Origin of the sequence: Legionella brunensis (assembly GCF_001467025.1) — a bacterium.
Taxonomy (GTDB): Bacteria; Pseudomonadota; Gammaproteobacteria; order Legionellales; family Legionellaceae; genus Tatlockia; species Tatlockia brunensis.
The window spans coordinates 96,615-114,591 of the sequence record NZ_LNXV01000033.1 but is presented as its reverse complement, the minus strand read 5'-3'; the positions used below and the strand labels follow the sequence as shown (position 1 = coordinate 114,591).

Genomic DNA, 17,977 nt, shown 5'->3' with positions numbered 1-17,977 from the left:
GCGTCTCAGCTTCATATTTATTTTGAAGACCGTATGAACCTGAGACTTAGATAATCAATGAGGTGACACAGTTAGATGAACACTCTCCCGGCAAAATGTAATTTTTATGGTTGTTGACATTCATAAGAATATTGTGGAAATACCATTGTGAATCTAGCGCCTTTTAATGTTGGTGATTGTGTAGCTATGACCTTTCCTCCGTGGAGATTAACAACTTTTTTAACAATAGCTAATCCTAACCCAATATGTTTATCTCCAATTTCGGCGCCTTCGGCAATCGTATATTCAGAAAAAATGTCATCCACGCCATCATTGGGCAAGCCAGGGCCATCATCATCTACGTGAATTACAATATGACTATCATCCAGAAAAATAGTTAAAGCAATATGACACACTGCAAATTTCATGGCATTTGTAATCAAATTAGTAACAGCATGCTTTAAAATATTTTCATCTATATATGCCTTTAAAGAATTTAATTCTTTAACATGAAATGTAATTTCAAATATCGATGAAGAATAAGACTCTAGTAACTTTCTTAACCAAACAATGATATCTGTCTCGGACTTTTTTAATTTTAATTCGCTTGAATGCATTTTTGAGTAAATCAAAAAAGTGCTGACGATGCGATTTATGTCTGCAATATCTTCTTGTATGCTGCTCACTTGTTTATTGAGTAAGGCATCCGCTGCATTTTTCCTTTTAATACTATCCGTCGCCATTTGTATGGTTGACAAAGGAGTTCTAATTTCATGCGCGACAAATCGGCACATTTGTTTATGTGATTCAATTAGTTCTTTTAATCGTTTACCCATGTGAATGATATTTATATAAAGTCCATACAAAACAGAGGTAGTGCCTATTTTCCGATGAAAGTCAAAATTACCTTGACTAAAATTTTTAGTTATCTGATATACCTTCTTCATATTCCTCACAAAAAGCAGTGAGAAAAATGTAATAAGACAAAGAGATAAGAAAAAGAAAGCTATTATAAAATAATTCATTACATCACTAATTCTTGCCGTAATTGGTAAATAGCTGAGCGGGCCAATTTTGAGTATTCCACCACTAAAACTATAATAGACAATACTAATTTGTGATGAGTTTTTATTTGTTTCAAATACTAGACGCTTTGTTGATAAAGAATTAGCTATATTCCTTGGCAAGTCTTTACTCTTGGTTTTATAAAGATGGAGGGGAAAGCCATATATTTTTTCTAGTTTTAATATTTCTTTATTCCACGTATTTTTTGGCCTTAGTAATAAATGTTCAACGATTTGTTTTAAAGCAGGGTTCATGTAATAAAAAATGACTTGGTCTGGGTCTGAAAAATAATAAGCTAATGCGTATGAGGTATTACCAATCTTTTTATACGCTGTATGTTGTACAATGACCAAGTTGAGAAATTGATAAGTTGTACCTGATAAGAAAATTATCTCACCATTATTTAATTCGTTATTCTGCGTCGAGGTAAGTTTTAGACTGTCGATTGCTCTAAGATGAACAAGATTATCTGTCTTTTTCTTTATTATGTCATCCCAATTTGATTTCGGGTTTTTAATTAATTCATTTTCTAAACTAATTAAAAGCCCTTGTGACATCGTTTTCCCCGCGTTAATAACTATCTCTGTCTCAACTGAATTTAAATATTTAAAAAATGCCAAAACAAAAATTAAAAAAATCACAAAGAACGCAGTCAAAATTTTAAAATACACATTAAATTTCATCACTATGCACTCTAAATTAATAGATACCCTTCACAAGAAAAGTTCTTATTTAAGATGCTCTGGAAAAAGTAGTTAAACACATAACAGTTAGCTACATCTATAGGATGCTTAAGAAAAAACTGCTCTTTCAAATGCCCTTTAGTTTCATTTAATCTATCTGCGAGAAGATCGCTAAGTCTATTCTGTGATTGTTCAAAAATCTCAAATACAAACTGTTTATACGACAAAGTGTAACCTTCCAGGGCGATTAATATTCGCTACAATATAAATTGTTGGCTGTGTGAAATTAAGGATTGTCCAATCATCACAGGAATTGCTCAATAGAGAGGTTGACATGTTTCTTCTTTTTGGAAATTCATCCAAGATAAGCAACCAGTAAGCCACGGCAATGAGTTTGGGGCTGTCACAGGGCGGCCTTGTCGTGATGCAGTATTGTTACGGCGTTCTATTGAGCTATATAAACTTAAGAGTCGTAGTCAACCGGGTCGTCCGGCCAGGAAGGCACCTATGATTGAATCTCAACTTGAGGAGGTACTCGGAAAATCACCTCAGCAATATGACTATCAGGAAGCAGGATGGCAGATTAATCTATTGCGAGATTGGTTTGAAAAACAAGGTGTGTATGCTTGTGATAATACGCTGGTCAAATCACTTAATCGATTGGGTTTTGTGTATAAACGATTTTCAAAAACATTACCTGAAAATGGCCCATCCTCGACTGAGAAAAATTATTTCAAGCCAATTTTCAATTTTAATTACGATGCTTATGCTGATTTGTTATAGATGTTTAATGAGGTCTGCTTAAGTGGGTCATTTACAATTACGCAAAAATTTTCGACAGAACTCTTTAATACGATTTATGTCCTCGTGAAACTGAGGTTATCCATCGTGGTCATAATGTCCTTAGCTGTCATTTGAGGATTCGCTTCATATTGTTCTCTTATAGTTAATAAGTTATTTGCAATAGTCTCACTACTTAGATCTCCCATTAACAAATCATGTGCAAACTTAGACGAAAATTCTTTACCGTCAATCATTAGGTTCACGTCGTTACTTTGACTGCTGCTTTCATAACAAGCGAGTCGGTAACGTTCAATACTCGCTATTAATTTATCGTGATTGTCATCATGTTGTAATTGCAATCCTTGCTTAACCTCCAGGGCTTGTGTAAGATGCTTGAAATTTTCATCCAAGAAATCCATCGCATCCATGCGAGTTTTAGGTTCATAAGCATTTAAGTCAGTTAAAGCTTGTTGCATCCCAGTAAATTTACTTTCTAAATCTGGATACAATTTAAATATCGCTTCAATCACTCGTTTTGCATGCAATTCTTGGAGGGTTATCCCTAGGCTGTATATATCATCTGCTCGTGTAAAGTTATAATCATCTTTGGGATGGAGTTCTGCAAACTCTGCTTGTTGTGGTGATGCGTACGCAGGTGTGCAAACGGCTGTATCATTAGCCGTGTAGACTCCTTGATGCATCTTAACTGATGAGCCAAAATCTATTAGTTGTACTTTTCCAGTATCCAAAAGCATCAAATTATGGGGTTTAATATCGCGGTGGAGATAATTCTTCCTATGGAATTCTGATATTTGTTCGATAATACTATCTATTACGTGTGCATAACTTGTTACAAAAGACCCATATAGTTTAGTTGCATCTGGATTCTTTTGAGCAGCTTCAATAAGCTCGTCAAATACGCCGGATGGATTTTTTTCTTTCGCTCCACTGAGCATGACTAAATCCTCGCCACGCAGCAATGGCATGGTGAAATAGACTAAGATATCGGTAGCAAAGACTGTTGCAGGAATGTTCAAATCGTTAAGTATGGTTATATTTTTCATGGCATCTTGTAATGATCTTTCTTTGGTCACAGGCGTTATTTCAGTTGATAGTTGTTGTCTAAAAAATTCTATTAATTCCTTTTGAGATAATTCGTCATAATCAGTGTTTGGATGTTTATTCGTGTACATTATTCGTAGTGAGTGCTCATAATTTTCCAAAAATTTATTTTCGTCAGTAATGAGGAGTATAACCATATCACGCATTTCCTTACCCGGAAAACATTCTTTAATTGCAAGCCAACTAGACTTACCGCTTGCGTCAATCAATTGTCCTGCCCTCATAATACCTTCACCGCCTGCACCCAAAATAATGTCTGATAAAACATATGTATTGGTGCCATCATGTAATATTCTAAAAGGCACATCGGGCGTACTATTCAAGCAGAAAGGCGGTGGGGTGGGGGTTTCTTTGATACGTTGTGTTATTTTTTGGATTTGAATGTCATTAAGCAAGGGTAAATTTTGATCAATTAGGGCTTTTTGCTGTATAATATCAGGTTGAATATTAACACTCTGAGGTACTTTTTTGGAGAGAGGGAAGAATAGCTTACTAAACATATTATTTATCTGAAAGTAAATATATATGAAGAAGTATAGCTGTAAAATGTAAAATAAATTTACATCATGATTGTTTTTGGATCTAAATTGGACTGAGATCCTGACAAAACTCACAAAATCTCATTAAAAATGGAGTACATGGCATGCCTATTAAACAGGAAATTTTGCAAGATCTAGCCCGTAACTCTAGACATTTAAGCACCTTAGACCTTAGTAATCAGCAGCTCACTGTAGTTGATATTCAAATGCTATTAAAGGCGCTTGTTTCTAATACCCATTTAGCGCGATTAAATCTGGCAAATAACAAGTTGGGTGATGAAGGTGCATGCTTATTAGCGAGCCAGCTTCGGGTTAGTGAATTAAATATAAGTCACAATCATATTTCTGATAAAGGAATTAAAGCGTTTATTGAAAATAACGATGTTGATGCTATCAATATACAAGGCAATACCTATACGTTTGCTACACGCAAACGTCTTGATCAAAAAATGGCTGCAAATTTTCAAGAGAAAATCAGCAAATTAGCGCTAACATTGAGTGTTCTGGCACAGGGTAGAGGGCAGGTGGCAAGTCCATTGGTTTCGCTGCCTACTGAACTGATACTAACTATTATTAGCTATTTGGGCACAAACTGGTGTCCCGGAACGACGTTGATTAGAATGGCAACTATAATATTTAATAATATTGGTTATGATGGCAATCATCAGAAAATATTTAACTGGAAAAAACCTATGGAAAAACTATTTAAATTTCCCTGTTTTTTTTCAATATCAAGAATATATAAACCCATCGCCTTTCAAAGTTCTGAGCCTACATCAGAACTTGTGAACGTCAAGTTAAATACTGTTTGTATATAAAAATGCTAATCGTTACTCCCTAATTTACGTTATGTTGCCAACTAGTAAAATAGATTCTAGGACTGGGTCCACATTGACCCTCTGTTCTTTTTCTGGTGCGTATAATTCTGTGATTGTTCAAAAATCTCAAATACAAACTGTTTATACGACAAAGTGTAACTTCCCAGGGCGGTTAATATTCGTTACGATGTAAATTGTTGGCTTTGTGAAATTAAGGATTGTCCAATCATCATAGGAATTGCTCAATAGGGAGGTTGACATGTTTTCTTCTTTTTGGAAATTTATCCAAGATAAGCAACCAGTAAGCACAACAGGTGCTATAGCACATACTTACTATTGGCTTACGACGCTCATGTCTGGCGACATCATCTACCATAACCCTAACTTTAAAGCGCCTGATACTGATGATCCTACTCTTCGACAAGGGGTTGTTATTTATTGTGTGCATGGCACTGCTGATCAACCTGGTTCCTTTTCGCGGATAGCTGAACGACTCATGCAAGAAGGGCTTCCCGATTATATTTCAGCCATTCATTTAGTTGCTTTTGATAGTAGGTATCAAGGGAAAGGGATTAAATATTTCTCCAAAGAATTAATCAAAAAAGTAGTAGAAAATGGTCATAAGCATGTCATTTTTATGGGGCATTCAAGAGGCGGAGTAATAACTGCTCATGCGGCTCAATATCGCGCATCACAATTCGGGATTAACGTTCATTTACTGTATTCCATTTGTGCGCCTTTTGGTGGCTCTTATTTGGCAATAAGACCACTGTCTTTATTTTCTACTTCTGTGGCTCAGATGGAAATTAATAGTGATTTATTAAAGGAGCTTAATCAAAGCATTAGCGAAACTAGTGATAAATACCGTTTCATCGCTGCAAAACAGGATGCTGTTGTCTTGCCTGAGGCAGCTTACGTTGCAGATTATGTGGCGAAGGAACCTGATTCTAAGGTGATATTTGATCGTCATGGTCATCTATCAATTATGTCTTCGCATCGGTTAGTCCGTTATATCCATAATGGATTACTCAAACTTGGTGAAATATTACTGCCTAAAAAAACTCATCCAATAAATGCAAAGTTGTCACCACTTACAGTAGAAAATGAAGAAAAACGAGCTGCATATGGCTTAGGCTCTAGCTAATAGTCTTAGCAAATTTACTGTTCATACGTTTTTTCAAATTGCGCTAATTTTTCTTCCAACTGCCATTGGAGCTTTGCTTTCTCACTTGTCTTGATAAACTCAAGGCAATTTGAGCTGTGTCGAGCTTCGCATTCTTTGACGGGTTTCGTGTTTGCTGGATCAAGCCACAAACTTTTGCCGGGTAAGAAACTGTAAGTTAGGGCATTACGATTAATCATTTTTAGGGTTGGATAGTCAATATCATGATTGAGTACTGCCTCTACATATTCTTGGGTCAAATTAGTACGTAATATACCTTCATCATCGGTAGAGAGCACGACGGGTACTTTATGGGCTAAGTAGTAGCGCAAAGGGTGTTTTTTCCCAAAAATATTAAGAATCTTACGATTACTGGTTAAATTGATTTCCACGGCAATCTTTTTATTGGCCATATATTTTAAAAGTTCCTCGGCATTATCTTCATATGCGATATCGACACCGTGTCCAATGCGCTCTGCATGCGCAATGTTGACAGCCTCACTAATGTGAAAATTCAATGCAGTAGGCAGTACATCACTGGGTGCTAGCTCGCCTGCGTGTAAACTGAGATGAACAGTAGGATACGCTTTATGCAAGAAAGCAAAAATTTCCATCTGTTTGTGGTAATCTCGCAGAGAAATAAAGCCATCTTCGGGTTGTACTAAATTAATAGCAACAAGATCTTTAGACTTTGCTGCTGCTGCAAAACCATTAAGGGCCTGAGAAAATACTTTTTCCAAAGGTTGCTCGCGCAGTACATAATATTGAAATTTCACAGTCAATTGGCAAACGTTTTGGCTGGGTTTTTGTTCACAACCTAAGTTATTTCTAGTTTTTTCCAAAAGAGATGTGGCTTCAGCAATTGTGAATTGAATATTTTTTTGAAAGTCGGGGTTTGCCAATAGTTGTTCTTTGACTGTAGTCAGGGGAGCACTCAATAACTGCGGGGTACCAAAACTGGTTGAGTTGGCATTATCAGGTAAAATCATAACTTCCAGATATTGTTCATGTTGCTCTGCAGCCCGTTGCATAATTTCTGCGAGTAATTCTGGGCTATAGCCGATAACAACCGGCATAAATTTATTAAAACTATTAAAGAAATGATCATGCCCTGATTCTCGTTGGGAATGAAAATTTTTCATGGACCAAGCTTCAATGGTTTTTTCGTAAATTTCAGGTTGATTAGTTAGCTCTTGAATGGGCACTCCATGACAATCTTCGATAATTTTAGTTAATGCAAAAGTGTCTTGGTTTAGACAATATTTTCCTCGACTGGCTTGCTCCAGCATTGTTTCAGGATATGCGCCGCCGGCTAAGTGATAATGCAATTCTCCCCCTTTAGGCATTGCTTTTAAAAAAGCATATAAAGCATTAGGGTCTTTTTTAATGTGATTAAATTGACTGTCAATATTAGCAAAAACTAGAGATTGGTAATCCAACAGCGCGAGAAGAGAGAAAATTTTGAAAAAACGCATAAAACTTTAAAAATAAATCACAAGCTAGAATTATCTCATAAAATGTGGGAGGTAAGCCAATTATTAACAGTAAAAAAAACCACAGGTCACATCAACCTATGGTTTTTTATTGCCTGGATTAGCGTTTAGCAACTGCTAATCCTTTTAAGATTGTTAGGGCTGCATACAATTGATAATCTTCATGAAGTAAAGTGTCGTCATCTTTAGAAGAGGCAACATTTTTTTGTTCGACGCCGTTTTCATTCTTATTAAGTAGATGACCGTTTAAATCAGCTTCACTAAACCCTGCAAATGCATCTGCTTTATTTGAATCTGCTTTAGGGACAGTTATTTCCTCAACAACGATATCAGGAGTAATACCTTTTGCTTGAATAGAGGTTCCAGCAGGTGTGTAGTACAAGGCTGTGGTCAATTTTATGCCGCGTTTTTCATCAAGAGGAAGTACAGTTTGTACTGAACCCTTACCAAAACTTTGTGTACCGAGAATTATAGCTCGTTTGTTATCTTTTAAAGCGCCGGCAACAATTTCAGAAGCAGAAGCAGAACCATTATTAATTAAAACTACTAATGGAGCATTATCCAAAATATCACCTGGATTGGCTAAAGCGGTAAATTTAGAGCCAGGCAGGCGTCCTTGTGTATAGACAATCAATTCAGGTTTACCATCTTTACCTGAATCAATAAAAGCATCAGACACCTGAATAGCTGAGTCTAATAAGCCGCCAGGGTTGTTACGTAAGTCAAGAATAAGGCCTTTTAATTTACCGCCGGCTTGTTGTTTAAGCTGAGCGATGGCTTTTTCCATATCTTCGCCAGTCATGGCTTGGAATTGTGTTAGGCGAACATAGCCATAACCATCATCAAGTAATTTACTTTTAACACTTTTAATTAAGATTTTTTCACGGACAACGGAGAAAACAAGAGGTTTGCTTTCGCCTTTACGTAAGATGGTTAAATCAAGTGTGGTGCCTTCTTTTCCCCGCATTAATTCGACAGCTTCTTTTAAAGAGATACCTTGTACTGATTGTGTGCCGAGCTTAACAATATAGTCGCCTGCTTTTATGCCTGCTTTAAAAGCGGGGGTATCTACTAAAGGAGTGACTACTTTAACGACACCATCTTCCATGGTTACCTCGATACCTAAACCCCCAAATTCACCACTTGTTGAGGTTTGCAATTCTTTAAAAGCATCTTCGTCAAGGTAGGTGGAGTGAGGATCAAGTCCGTTTAGCATGCCACGGATTGCATTATCAAATAATTCTTTGTCATCAATTGGTTTGACATAATATTTTTTAATTTGACCAATTGCATTGGAAAAGCGTTGGACATCTTCCATAGGAATTCTTTTGGTAGCTGCAGTATCCTCAGTAGTGCTTGTGGCCTCGGCAGCAGCTGTAAATCCTGGTGCAGGGAAAAGAAAAGCTGTTGTGACTAAAGCGACTATGGCTTTATAATAAAACCGTTTGTTGTGCATACTGTTCTCCTAGGTAGGTTGGCACGCAACAAGCGGCCATCTCCGGGTATAAGTACATATAGCAATATAAATGCCAAGGCCATTAAGAGGATTGGTAATAAATTCTAACTCCCTGATTATTGTCGTATTTGACTTAGAACTTCCGGGGCTTGGCTATCAATGCACATCCAAAATAAATCCTGATAATTTGTTGCTTCAGTCTAAGAATTTATTAAACAATCTCTAAGACAACCATTCAAGCGGTGGAACCGCTTTACCTCGATGCCTTACTTCGAAGTATAGTCCGTTTTGTTTAAGTCCGCCGCTGTGGCCCACTGCGGCAATTTGCTCCCCTTGAAAAACACTGCTGCCCTTTGATTTAAATAGAGATTGATTGTGTGCGTAGAGCGTCATAAAGCCTTGGCCGTGATCAATTATTAATAATAACCCATAACCATTTAACCAATCACTAAAGACAACTTTCCCTGGATATACGGCAGTGACAGGCGTACCTTCTGCGGCAAAAAATGTCACGCCCTGATTCAATTTTTGGGAGGCTTGACCATTAGTCGCTACAGGTCTTGGTAATTTATGGCGCATCTGGGTAAACGGTCTTTTTGCCTGCATGCTGCTTTGTACTGCCAAAGTTTTTAATAAGCTGGTAAGGTTATCTTTGTTACGTTCATATTCATCTAACTTATGCTGTTTAGACTGAATTTCATGATTTAAAGACTGAATAACTGCAGTGTGATAACGTTTATTACGTTCAAGTTCTTGTTGATGTTTGTTGAGCTCTTCTTGCAATTGTTGCTGTTCTGTAAGTTCTTGTTTTAAGGAGTTTTGATTAAGAGTAATATTGCGCTTTGTGGCGTCAATTTGATCAATAATATTTTGTCGCGATTGAATTAAGTATTGATAAAAAGTTAATAAGCGACTTACTGCATAGGGCTCATCTTGATTAATTAACCATTTTAGAGGTTCGTATTGACCCATTTTGTAGCGAGTTTGAACATGTGCTGCAAGTAATTTTTGCTGAGTAACTAATTGTTTATTTAAATCATTGAGATGCTGCTGTAAGCTGATAATTTTATGTTGCTTTGATTCCATGCCAGTTTGAATTGTTCTCAGTTGCCGAATTCCTTCACCAATTTGTTTTTCTGTTCCTGCTAGCTCTTGATTAAGAACTCCTCGTTTGTCGTTCGCGTTAGCCAATGTTTGTTTAAGTTGATTAATTTGATTATCTAATGCTTTTAACTTGGTTTTTGTTTGTACAATAGTGGCACTTTCAGCCCAGATTGTTGTTGCTGTAGTTGCCAATAGAGTTATTAGTAATGTTGTGCGCCATAAAAAAAGTGCAAAAATTTTAAATTTTGAAATCATTCATTTTCCGCCAATAAAGCTTCCCCAGTCATTTCACCGGGTTTTTCAATGCCCAATAATGCCAGCATTGTTGGGGCGACATCAATTAAACTGCCTTGAGAATGCGTAAAATGCCATTTATCCCCAATAAAAAGAAAAGGGACTGGTTGGCAAGTATGGGCCGTATGCGCTTGACTGGTGGTCTCGTCAAACATGGCCTCGGCATTCCCGTGATCGGCTGTAATAAGCATGGCTCCGCCTTTCTCACTGATTGCTTGCCATACATTGTGCAGGCATTTATCCAGACACTCAATTGCTTTTACAGTCGCATTTAAGTCGCCTGTATGGCCTACCATATCCGCATTGGCATAATTACAAATGACGACATCATAGGCTTCACTATTAATAGCGTCTACTAGAGCATGCGTCAGTTCTGGTGCACTCATTTCAGGGAGTAAATCATAGGTTGCCACACGTGGTGAAGGAATAAGAACCCTGTCTTCATTTGCAAAAACATGCTCTGAACCACCATTGAAGAAAAAAGTAACATGGGCATATTTCTCAGTCTCGGCGATACGTAATTGATTTAATCCGGCATTTGCAAAAAGCTCCCCTAGGGTATTCTTTAATATCATTGGTGGGAAAGCGCATTCTGTAATTAGATTTTTTGCATATTGTGTCATGGTGACAAAATGAGAAAGCAGCGGTTGTTTCGTGCGGATAAAGCCATCGAAGAATTCGTTAACAAAAGATTGTGTTAATTGACGAGCACGATCGGCGCGAAAATTAAAAAAGAATATGGCATCACCTTCTTCAATAGGATGATAGTCACCAATTCGGGTAGGTGGTACGAATTCGTCAAACTTTTTCTCAGCATAGAAACTCTCAATTGCGGCCTCGGCGGTTGCAAATTGAAAATTACTTTGCCCTTCAGTGAGTAGGCGATATACGGGGGCAATTCTCTCCCAGCGTTGATCGCGATCCATAGCAAAATATCGGCCCGTAATAGAGTTGATTGTTGCTACAGGATATTTAGCAAGGTGCAGATTAAGTCTTTGAAGACTTTGAAGTGCACTTTGCGGAGGGGTGTCTCGGCCATCAAGAAAAAGATGCAGGCAAACGTCCCTAAAATTATGTTCATGACATAGGGCTAAAAAAGCAAACAAATGATTTTCATGACTGTGAACACCTCCTGGAGAGAGCAGTCCCATAACATGCAAGCGTTTTCCTTGAAGTTTCATCGCTTGAATAAGTTCTAAAAATATAGGATTGCTCACAAATTCACCGTTTAGGATAGCATCATTGATACGGGTAAAATCTTGAGGAATAATTCGTCCTGCACCAATATGCATGTGACCTACTTCAGAGTTACCCATTTGTGCATCAGGTAAGCCAACTTGATGGCCTGATGCATCAAGTAAGATATGGGGATAAGTCGACCACCATTGATCCCATTGTGGTGTGTTCGCTAAAGCTATCGCATTATGGGTGGTTTCCTCTCGATAACCCCAACCGTCAAGAATAATTAACACGAGTGGTGCGTTTTTTTGCATTACAAATTCTCATCGGCGTAAAAACATCATTATATACTGCTTTTGGGTCCAGGCAGATGATTCTTGCAGAATATTCCTTAGCGCTACTAAAAATGAACACTAACCTTTATTTTCTGTGCTTTGCTGCTCGTAAATAAAAGGCTATTGTCCCATTTTTAGCGAATTAATTAATAAGCTCTTAGATATAGTATCCAAAGATACAAATTTCCTAAGGCATAGAGCTTTGAGCTCTAAGTCAAAGATTGTTGAATTTATTAGCTTGGTTTACAGTACTTAATATTTTGTTCTAAAGCGGTTAGACTATCCTCCATTTTGAATGTTGGATGAATGGGTTGAATGATATAATACCCCAACATGTTGCCATCATAATGGATGGCAATGGCCGTTGGGCACAAAGCCGTGGATTGCTAAGAGTTGAGGGGCATCGTGCCGGGGTTGAGGCAGTAAAGACCGTGATTCGTTGTTGTTTACAAGCTCAGATTCCTGTTTTAAGTTTATTTGCTTTTAGTAGTGAAAATTGGTCCAGACCAGAAAATGAAGTTGAATTTCTTATGCAACTTTTCATGGAGGCTCTTGGACATGAAGTGCAGGAGTTGCATCAACATGGCATTTGCTTGCATTTTACCGGTGACAGAGCGGGCTTATCACAAAAATTGCAGGAACAGATGTTGGCTGCTGAGAGGCTTACTACTGATAATGAGCGTTTAATCCTTAATGTTGTCGTTAACTATGGCGGTAAATGGGATATTGTTCAGGCAACTAGAAATATTGCTTTGCGAGTTCGTGACGGTGAATTGGGAGTAGATGCTATCAATGAATCTTTATTGGCCCAGGCTCTCAGTACCCATAGTTTGCCTGATCCAGATTTATTTATACGGACAAGTGGCGAGCAAAGGATCAGTAACTTCTTTTTATGGCAGTTAGCCTACACAGAACTGTATTTTACTGATATTCATTGGCCTGACTTTACTGCTGAGGAATTTAAAAAAGCATTGAAAAGTTACAGTCAACGTGAGCGGCGTTATGGAAAAACCTCTCAGCAACTCAATAAGGCAAAACATGTTTAAACAACGTCTTTTAACCACTTTAGTTTTAGTGCCTTTAGTTCTTGTTGCCCTTTATTATGCAACTAATCTGATATTTGCTAGCATTGTGATAGTACTTCTTTTAGGATGTGCTCTTGAATGGCTACAGTTAATACCCGCTCATCGAGGGTGGACTAAAATTGCTTTTATCATTACCTTGTTTGTTCTTGCTTGGTTGTACCAATATGGATTTAATTATTGGCTATTAACTGGTTTAGTGCTTTGGTTGCTAATTTTAATTGCCGTAGTCTATTTTCCTGCATCCCAAGCCGTATGGGGTTATTCTTGGGTAGTCGCTATCGGTGGCTTAGTTGTACTGCCTTTGTTTGCGCAAAGTATGATTAGAATACATCATCAGGAGCATGGGAAGGCATTAATTCTTTATCTCTTGTTCTTAATTTGGGCAGCAGATATAGGCGCTTATTTATCTGGAAAGCAATGGGGACGCCATAAATTAATACCTGCTGTAAGCCCTGGCAAAACTATAGAAGGTTCTTTAGGGGGATTTATTCTTTCTATGCTTTTGGCTGTTGGCGGATATTTTTATTTTCAACCACAATCACCTGCGATTTGGTTTTTCATTGCAGCAGTAACAGCATTAATATCAATTTTGGGTGATTTATTTATTAGTATCCTTAAAAGAAGAGCTAAACTGAAAGATACCGGGCATTTATTACCGGGGCATGGTGGCGTACTCGATCGTTTAGATAGCTTAATTGCTGCGTCGCCGTTATTTTATTTTGGATTACGCTTTTTAGCGCCTGGAACATAATATGGTTTCAACCTTATTTTATTTTTTCCTAGCCCTGCTAGTGCTGATTACCGTGCACGAGTATGGTCATTTTATTGTGGCACGTTGGTGTGGTGTCAAAGTTTTACGTTTTTCTTTTGGCTTTGGTAAAGTACTTGCTCGTTGGCATGATAAAAAGGGTACTGAGTATGCATGGTCGCTGTTTCCACTCGGGGGCTATGTAAAAATGCTTGATGAAACTGAAGGCGAAGTCAGTGAAGATGAGCGGCATCTTGCGTTCAATAACAAATCTGTATGGGCACGTATCGCTATTGTTGTGGCAGGGCCGCTATTCAATTTTCTTCTTGCTTTCTTTGCCCTGTGGCTTGTTTTAGTCATCGGAATTCAATCCTTGGCTCCAATGATTGAGAAAGTGAAGCCTAATAGTATTGCTGCCATTGCTGGTCTAGAAGCAAAACAGGAAATTTTAGCTTTAAATAATAACGAAGTTGGTAGTTGGCGGGATTTTCAATTTGCTTTAATGCCTCTATTGGGCAGTGATGAAACCGTAGATATTACTGTCAAATCACTCAGAGATGGCAAGCTTAAATCATTAGCCTTGCCATTAAGTCAGTGGGAAATGGATGCAAAAAATCCCGACCCTCTAGGAAGCTTGGGAATAGTACCCTTTATTCCTAACATACCCCCTATCGTTGGTGAGGTTGTGGCAGACTCTCCTGCTCAGAGAGCAGGCTTGCAAATCGGCGATGTGATTAAACGAATGAATGGTAAACCTTTAAATGATTGGTTAGACTTGGTGGATTATGTAAGGCAACATCCAAACGACTCTTTAATACTTGCTATTCTAAGACAAGGAAAAAACCACACCCTACAAGTTCAAATCGGTACAAAAACTGAGGGGGGGAATAAAGAAGGTTTTCTCGGCGTGCGTTCGCAAAAGGTGAATTGGCCCCCAGAATGGTTACGATTTCAACGTCAAGGGCCTATAGAGGCCCTGGGAACTGCTTTCTCACAGACGATAGAACTTACAGGAGCAACTTTTTCGCTTATTGGTCGGTTTGCAACAGGCAAATTAGGGCTTAAAACAATTAGTGGTCCAGTAGGTATAGCTCAAGGAGCTGGTGAGTCTGCTCGTAGCGGCTTAGCATATTATTTATCTTTTTTGGCTTTAGTGAGTATTAGTTTAGGAGTGTTAAATTTATTACCTATCCCTATGTTGGATGGGGGACATTTATTGTACTGTATAGTCGAAATTATTCGAGGGCGCCCACTTTCAGATGAAATTAAATCATTTGGTATTTATTTAGGTTTAGTTTTCTTGGTCGCTTTGATGATTTTGGCATTAAGTAATGATTTGTCACGATTGATTGGTTAGAGTCTATTTACATTTCTACTCTCTTAGCCAAATTGACTTGATTTTCTGCGCTCCGATGCTCACATACTTCGTGTATGTTGTGCTTCGGTACTCAAAAATCAAGTCAATTTGTCTCAAGCTAGCGAAATGTAAGTAGACTCCTAGAGTGAAACTAGTGTTTTGATTTTATTCATATACTTTTTTGTAACATGCTCAAAGTCAATATTTTACTATTCAATCTACTCCAGAAATTACAAATTCTGGCCAATCGATTTCTTGACAGGTCCAGTTAGTTCCTATAAAAGGGTGGCAATTTATATTTCTCGCTGGATTTATTCCAGAATGTATTCCGTAGTCCTGGACGTAAAATAATAATGAAGAAAGTCAGTAAAAAAATTATTTTGGGTGTTTGTTGTTCGTCAATGTTAGCTTGGTCTGCTTATAGCAGTGCAGCGGAAGGATTTATTGTACGTGACATCAAAATTACTGGTTTGCAGCGCGTTAGTACCGGTACTGTCTTAAACTATCTACCTGTTCAAGTAGGGGAAGAGGTGGGGCCTGGCTCCACAGCGCAGATCATTAGAGCCCTATATGATACAGGTTTTTTCCAATCGGTCTCCCTTGAGCGACAAGGAAATACCCTAATTGTTAATGTTGTTGAACGGGCAACGATTGGTTCTATTACAATTACCGGAAATAAAGAAATACCCAGCGACAAGTTGAAGGAATTGCTTAAGTCAATGGGATTGGTGAAAGGGCGTGTTTTTCAGAGAGCGTCACTTGAGCGTTTAGAAAAAGAATTAAAGCAAGCTTATAATGCGCGTGGTAAATATAACGCACGAATTGAAACGAATGTGAGCTCGCTAACTGAAAACCGTGTTGCCATTAGCATTAATATTTCTGAAGGCCGTGTTTCACGAATTAAAGAAATTAAATTTATTGGAAATCATGATTTCTCGAAAAGTGAATTAATGCCGGAGATGTCCCTAACAGAAAGTAGTATATTTACTTACTTTACTAAAAAAGACCAATACTCAAAATCGGCAATGGACGCTTCATTAGAGGCACTACGTTCATTTTATCTTGATAGGGGATATTTAAAGTTCAATATCGTCTCTTCTCAAGTCTTATTGTCTCCAGATAAAAAAGATGTCTATATCAATATTCATGTTGATGAAGGTCCACAATATCGTTTTGCAGGATATTCAGTAGTAGGAAAAACTATTTTACCTAAAGAAAAAATAGATTCGTTGATTCTAGTTAAGCAGGGTAGCGTATTTTCGCGCAAAAAAGTCACCGAAAGTATTTCTGCCATTGGTTTAGCACTCGGTGATATTGGCTATGGATTCCCTGCGATTAATGCCGAGCCGCGTATTGATGAAAACAATAAAACGGTCTTTATTACATTTATTGTAGAGCCAGGACGTCATGTTTATGTCCGGCGTATTAATTTCCGTGGTAACACGAAAACTGGAGATTATGTATTACGTAATGTCATTCGCCAGAATGAAGGTGCGGTACTATCCCTGCATAATATTAAAGAGTCTGAAAGACAATTACGTCTTTTGGGTTATTTGAAAAATGTGAATGTCAAAACAACACCAGTTCCTGGTACGAATAACCAGGTTGATTTGGATGTTGAGGTTGAAGAAGCTCCTTCAGCGGAGGCAACGGCATCACTTGGTTATGGTACCAATGGACCGCAATTTAATGCTGCCTTTAACCAGCATAACTTTATGGGAACTGGGCGCTCTATCGGAGTAGGTTTTAATGCTAGTTATTGGGGACAAGATTATTCATTAAACTACTACAATCCTTTTTATACCAATACCGGAGTTGGCCGTGGAATTAACTTTTATTTCCAAACGGTTGATCCGAAGAAATTAGACGTTTCCGCTTATTCCTCAGATCGCTTTGGTTTAGACGTGAATTACAATTTGCTACTTACAGAAAAAAGTAGCTTCCAATTTGGCTACGGCTATCAAGATTTGCGGATAAAATCAGCTGGTTCAGTTGTGCAAATTCAGAATTTCGTGAATCAATACGGACGCGATTTTCATGAGATTCGTTTGGTAACAGGGTGGAATCGTAATAGCTATGATCAAATTCCATTCCCGACAAGAGGTTTAAATCAGCAAGCAAGTGTTCTTTTTGCCCTCCCTGCTTCTTCCAATTCGCTATCTTATTACAAAACCAGTTATCAGGCGCATTGGTATCAACCAGTAGTCAGTGGTTTTATCTTTACGCTGTTAGGTAATGTTGGGTATGGAAATACTTTTAAAGGAAATGGCTTGCCATTTTTTGAAAACTATTATGCCGGTGGTATTGCATCTCCAGGACAAGTTCGTGGTTATGAAAGCTATTCTTTGGGTCCACAAGATAGTAATGGTAATGCGATAGGAGCAAACTTCCTGGTCAATGGTAGTGCGGGACTTATTCTTCCTTATCCATTGAGTCGTGATAATGTCAGGACGACCATTTTTGCTGATGCGGGTAACGTCTTTATACGCGGTACACCAATTGCCTTTAGTGGTTTTGGCGAAGGTCCTTTACGCTATTCTGCAGGGGTTGGTGTTGAATGGCGCTCGCCATTTGGGCCATTAGCGTTTAGCGTTGCCAAACCGTTGAATAAACAGCCGTTTGATAATCAACAAATCTTCCAATTCACCCTGTCCTCTGGCTTTTAATTCGCTAGAGGATATAAAAAAGCCTGTATGGAAGTATGATTTGTACAGGCTGACACTAAATCCGTTCAATGAGGTAATCAAGGATAGCTGTGCTATTTACAATGGCAAA

13 protein-coding genes are annotated in these 17,977 nt (G+C 38.0%); 7 read left to right on the top strand and 6 right to left on the bottom strand.

Going from position 1 to position 17,977, the window contains the following annotated elements; all coding sequences use genetic code 11:
- Positions 1 to 104: 104 nt before the first annotated feature.
- On the bottom strand, positions 105 to 1,727 hold the full coding sequence (locus Lbru_RS11820; RefSeq protein ID WP_058442342.1) for a sensor histidine kinase: 1,623 nt from the start codon (positions 1,725 to 1,727) through the stop codon (positions 105 to 107).
- Between the two features lie 507 nt (positions 1,728 to 2,234).
- Between Lbru_RS11820 and Lbru_RS11815 the strand changes: the two genes are divergently transcribed.
- Entirely contained in the window at positions 2,235 to 2,510 is a 276-nt protein-coding gene (locus tag Lbru_RS11815; protein WP_058442341.1) for a COG3415 family protein, read from the top strand.
- Positions 2,511 to 2,584: 74 nt separating this feature from the next.
- On the opposite strand, the gene Lbru_RS11810 is transcribed toward Lbru_RS11815, so the two are convergent.
- Positions 2,585 to 4,132, bottom strand: a complete 1,548-nt coding sequence (locus Lbru_RS11810; protein ID WP_058442340.1) for a protein kinase domain-containing protein — start codon at positions 4,130 to 4,132, stop codon at positions 2,585 to 2,587.
- 143 nt (positions 4,133 to 4,275) lie between these two features.
- On the opposite strand from Lbru_RS11810, the gene Lbru_RS11805 reads away from it, so the two are divergent.
- Positions 4,276 to 4,989 carry a leucine-rich repeat domain-containing protein gene (locus Lbru_RS11805; protein WP_058442339.1) on the top strand — a complete coding sequence of 238 codons (714 nt, stop codon included), beginning with the start codon at positions 4,276 to 4,278 and terminating at the stop codon, positions 4,987 to 4,989.
- Between the two features lie 259 nt (positions 4,990 to 5,248).
- Positions 5,249 to 6,133, top strand: a complete 885-nt coding sequence (locus Lbru_RS11800; protein ID WP_058442338.1) for an alpha/beta hydrolase — start codon at positions 5,249 to 5,251, stop codon at positions 6,131 to 6,133.
- A gap of 14 nt (positions 6,134 to 6,147) precedes the next feature.
- Here Lbru_RS11800 and Lbru_RS11795 read toward each other — a convergent pair whose 3' ends face one another.
- The 4 genes from Lbru_RS11795 to gpmI form a co-directional block, all read right to left on the bottom strand.
- Positions 6,148 to 7,626: an adenosine deaminase family protein gene (locus Lbru_RS11795; RefSeq protein ID WP_058442337.1), complete on the bottom strand. Its 1,479-nt coding sequence runs from the start codon at positions 7,624 to 7,626 to the stop codon at positions 6,148 to 6,150.
- 118 nt (positions 7,627 to 7,744) lie between these two features.
- Positions 7,745 to 9,100, bottom strand: a complete 1,356-nt coding sequence (locus Lbru_RS11790; protein ID WP_058442336.1) for a S41 family peptidase — start codon at positions 9,098 to 9,100, stop codon at positions 7,745 to 7,747.
- Between the two features lie 222 nt (positions 9,101 to 9,322).
- Complete coding sequence (locus Lbru_RS11785; protein WP_083500909.1) at positions 9,323 to 10,459, bottom strand: murein hydrolase activator EnvC family protein; 1,137 nt, start codon at positions 10,457 to 10,459, stop codon at positions 9,323 to 9,325.
- Positions 10,456 to 11,991: a 2,3-bisphosphoglycerate-independent phosphoglycerate mutase gene (gpmI, locus tag Lbru_RS11780; RefSeq protein WP_058442335.1), complete on the bottom strand. Its 1,536-nt coding sequence runs from the start codon at positions 11,989 to 11,991 to the stop codon at positions 10,456 to 10,458. Before gpmI ends, Lbru_RS11785 begins: the two co-directional genes overlap by 4 nt.
- Before the next feature lie 332 nt (positions 11,992 to 12,323).
- Here gpmI and Lbru_RS11775 point away from each other — a divergent pair, with 332 nt between their 5' ends.
- The 4 genes from Lbru_RS11775 (at position 12,324) to bamA (ending at position 17,868) form a co-directional block, all read left to right on the top strand.
- The gene (locus Lbru_RS11775; RefSeq protein WP_131793529.1) at positions 12,324 to 13,058 is read left to right on the top strand and encodes an isoprenyl transferase; all 735 of its coding nucleotides are present in this window, start codon (positions 12,324 to 12,326) and stop codon (positions 13,056 to 13,058) included.
- A complete protein-coding gene (locus Lbru_RS11770; RefSeq protein WP_058442333.1) occupies positions 13,051 to 13,848 on the top strand; it encodes a phosphatidate cytidylyltransferase in 798 nt (265 codons plus the stop codon). The genes Lbru_RS11775 and Lbru_RS11770 overlap by 8 nt, the downstream gene beginning before the upstream one ends.
- 1 nt (position 13,849) lies before the next feature.
- A complete protein-coding gene (gene rseP, locus Lbru_RS11765) occupies positions 13,850 to 15,202 on the top strand; it encodes an RIP metalloprotease RseP (RefSeq protein ID WP_058442332.1) in 1,353 nt (450 codons plus the stop codon).
- A gap of 353 nt (positions 15,203 to 15,555) precedes the next feature.
- Positions 15,556 to 17,868: an outer membrane protein assembly factor BamA gene (gene bamA / locus Lbru_RS11760; protein WP_058442331.1), complete on the top strand. Its 2,313-nt coding sequence runs from the start codon at positions 15,556 to 15,558 to the stop codon at positions 17,866 to 17,868.
- Positions 17,869 to 17,977 lie beyond the last annotated feature (109 nt).

Coding starts and splice junctions, on each gene's coding strand:
- Lbru_RS11820 (WP_058442342.1), bottom strand. CDS start 1,727: ATGAAATTTAATGTGTATTTTAAAATTTTGACTGCGTTCTTTGTGATT.
- Lbru_RS11815 (WP_058442341.1), top strand. CDS start 2,235: ATGATTGAATCTCAACTTGAGGAGGTACTCGGAAAATCACCTCAGCAA.
- Lbru_RS11810 (WP_058442340.1), bottom strand. CDS start 4,132: ATGTTTAGTAAGCTATTCTTCCCTCTCTCCAAAAAAGTACCTCAGAGT.
- Lbru_RS11805 (WP_058442339.1), top strand. CDS start 4,276: ATGCCTATTAAACAGGAAATTTTGCAAGATCTAGCCCGTAACTCTAGA.
- Lbru_RS11800 (WP_058442338.1), top strand. CDS start 5,249: ATGTTTTCTTCTTTTTGGAAATTTATCCAAGATAAGCAACCAGTAAGC.
- Lbru_RS11795 (WP_058442337.1), bottom strand. CDS start 7,626: ATGCGTTTTTTCAAAATTTTCTCTCTTCTCGCGCTGTTGGATTACCAA.
- Lbru_RS11790 (WP_058442336.1), bottom strand. CDS start 9,100: ATGCACAACAAACGGTTTTATTATAAAGCCATAGTCGCTTTAGTCACA.
- Lbru_RS11785 (WP_083500909.1), bottom strand. CDS start 10,459: ATGATTTCAAAATTTAAAATTTTTGCACTTTTTTTATGGCGCACAACA.
- gpmI (WP_058442335.1), bottom strand. CDS start 11,991: ATGCAAAAAAACGCACCACTCGTGTTAATTATTCTTGACGGTTGGGGT.
- Lbru_RS11770 (WP_058442333.1), top strand. CDS start 13,051: ATGTTTAAACAACGTCTTTTAACCACTTTAGTTTTAGTGCCTTTAGTT.
- rseP (WP_058442332.1), top strand. CDS start 13,850: ATGGTTTCAACCTTATTTTATTTTTTCCTAGCCCTGCTAGTGCTGATT.
- bamA (WP_058442331.1), top strand. CDS start 15,556: ATGAAGAAAGTCAGTAAAAAAATTATTTTGGGTGTTTGTTGTTCGTCA.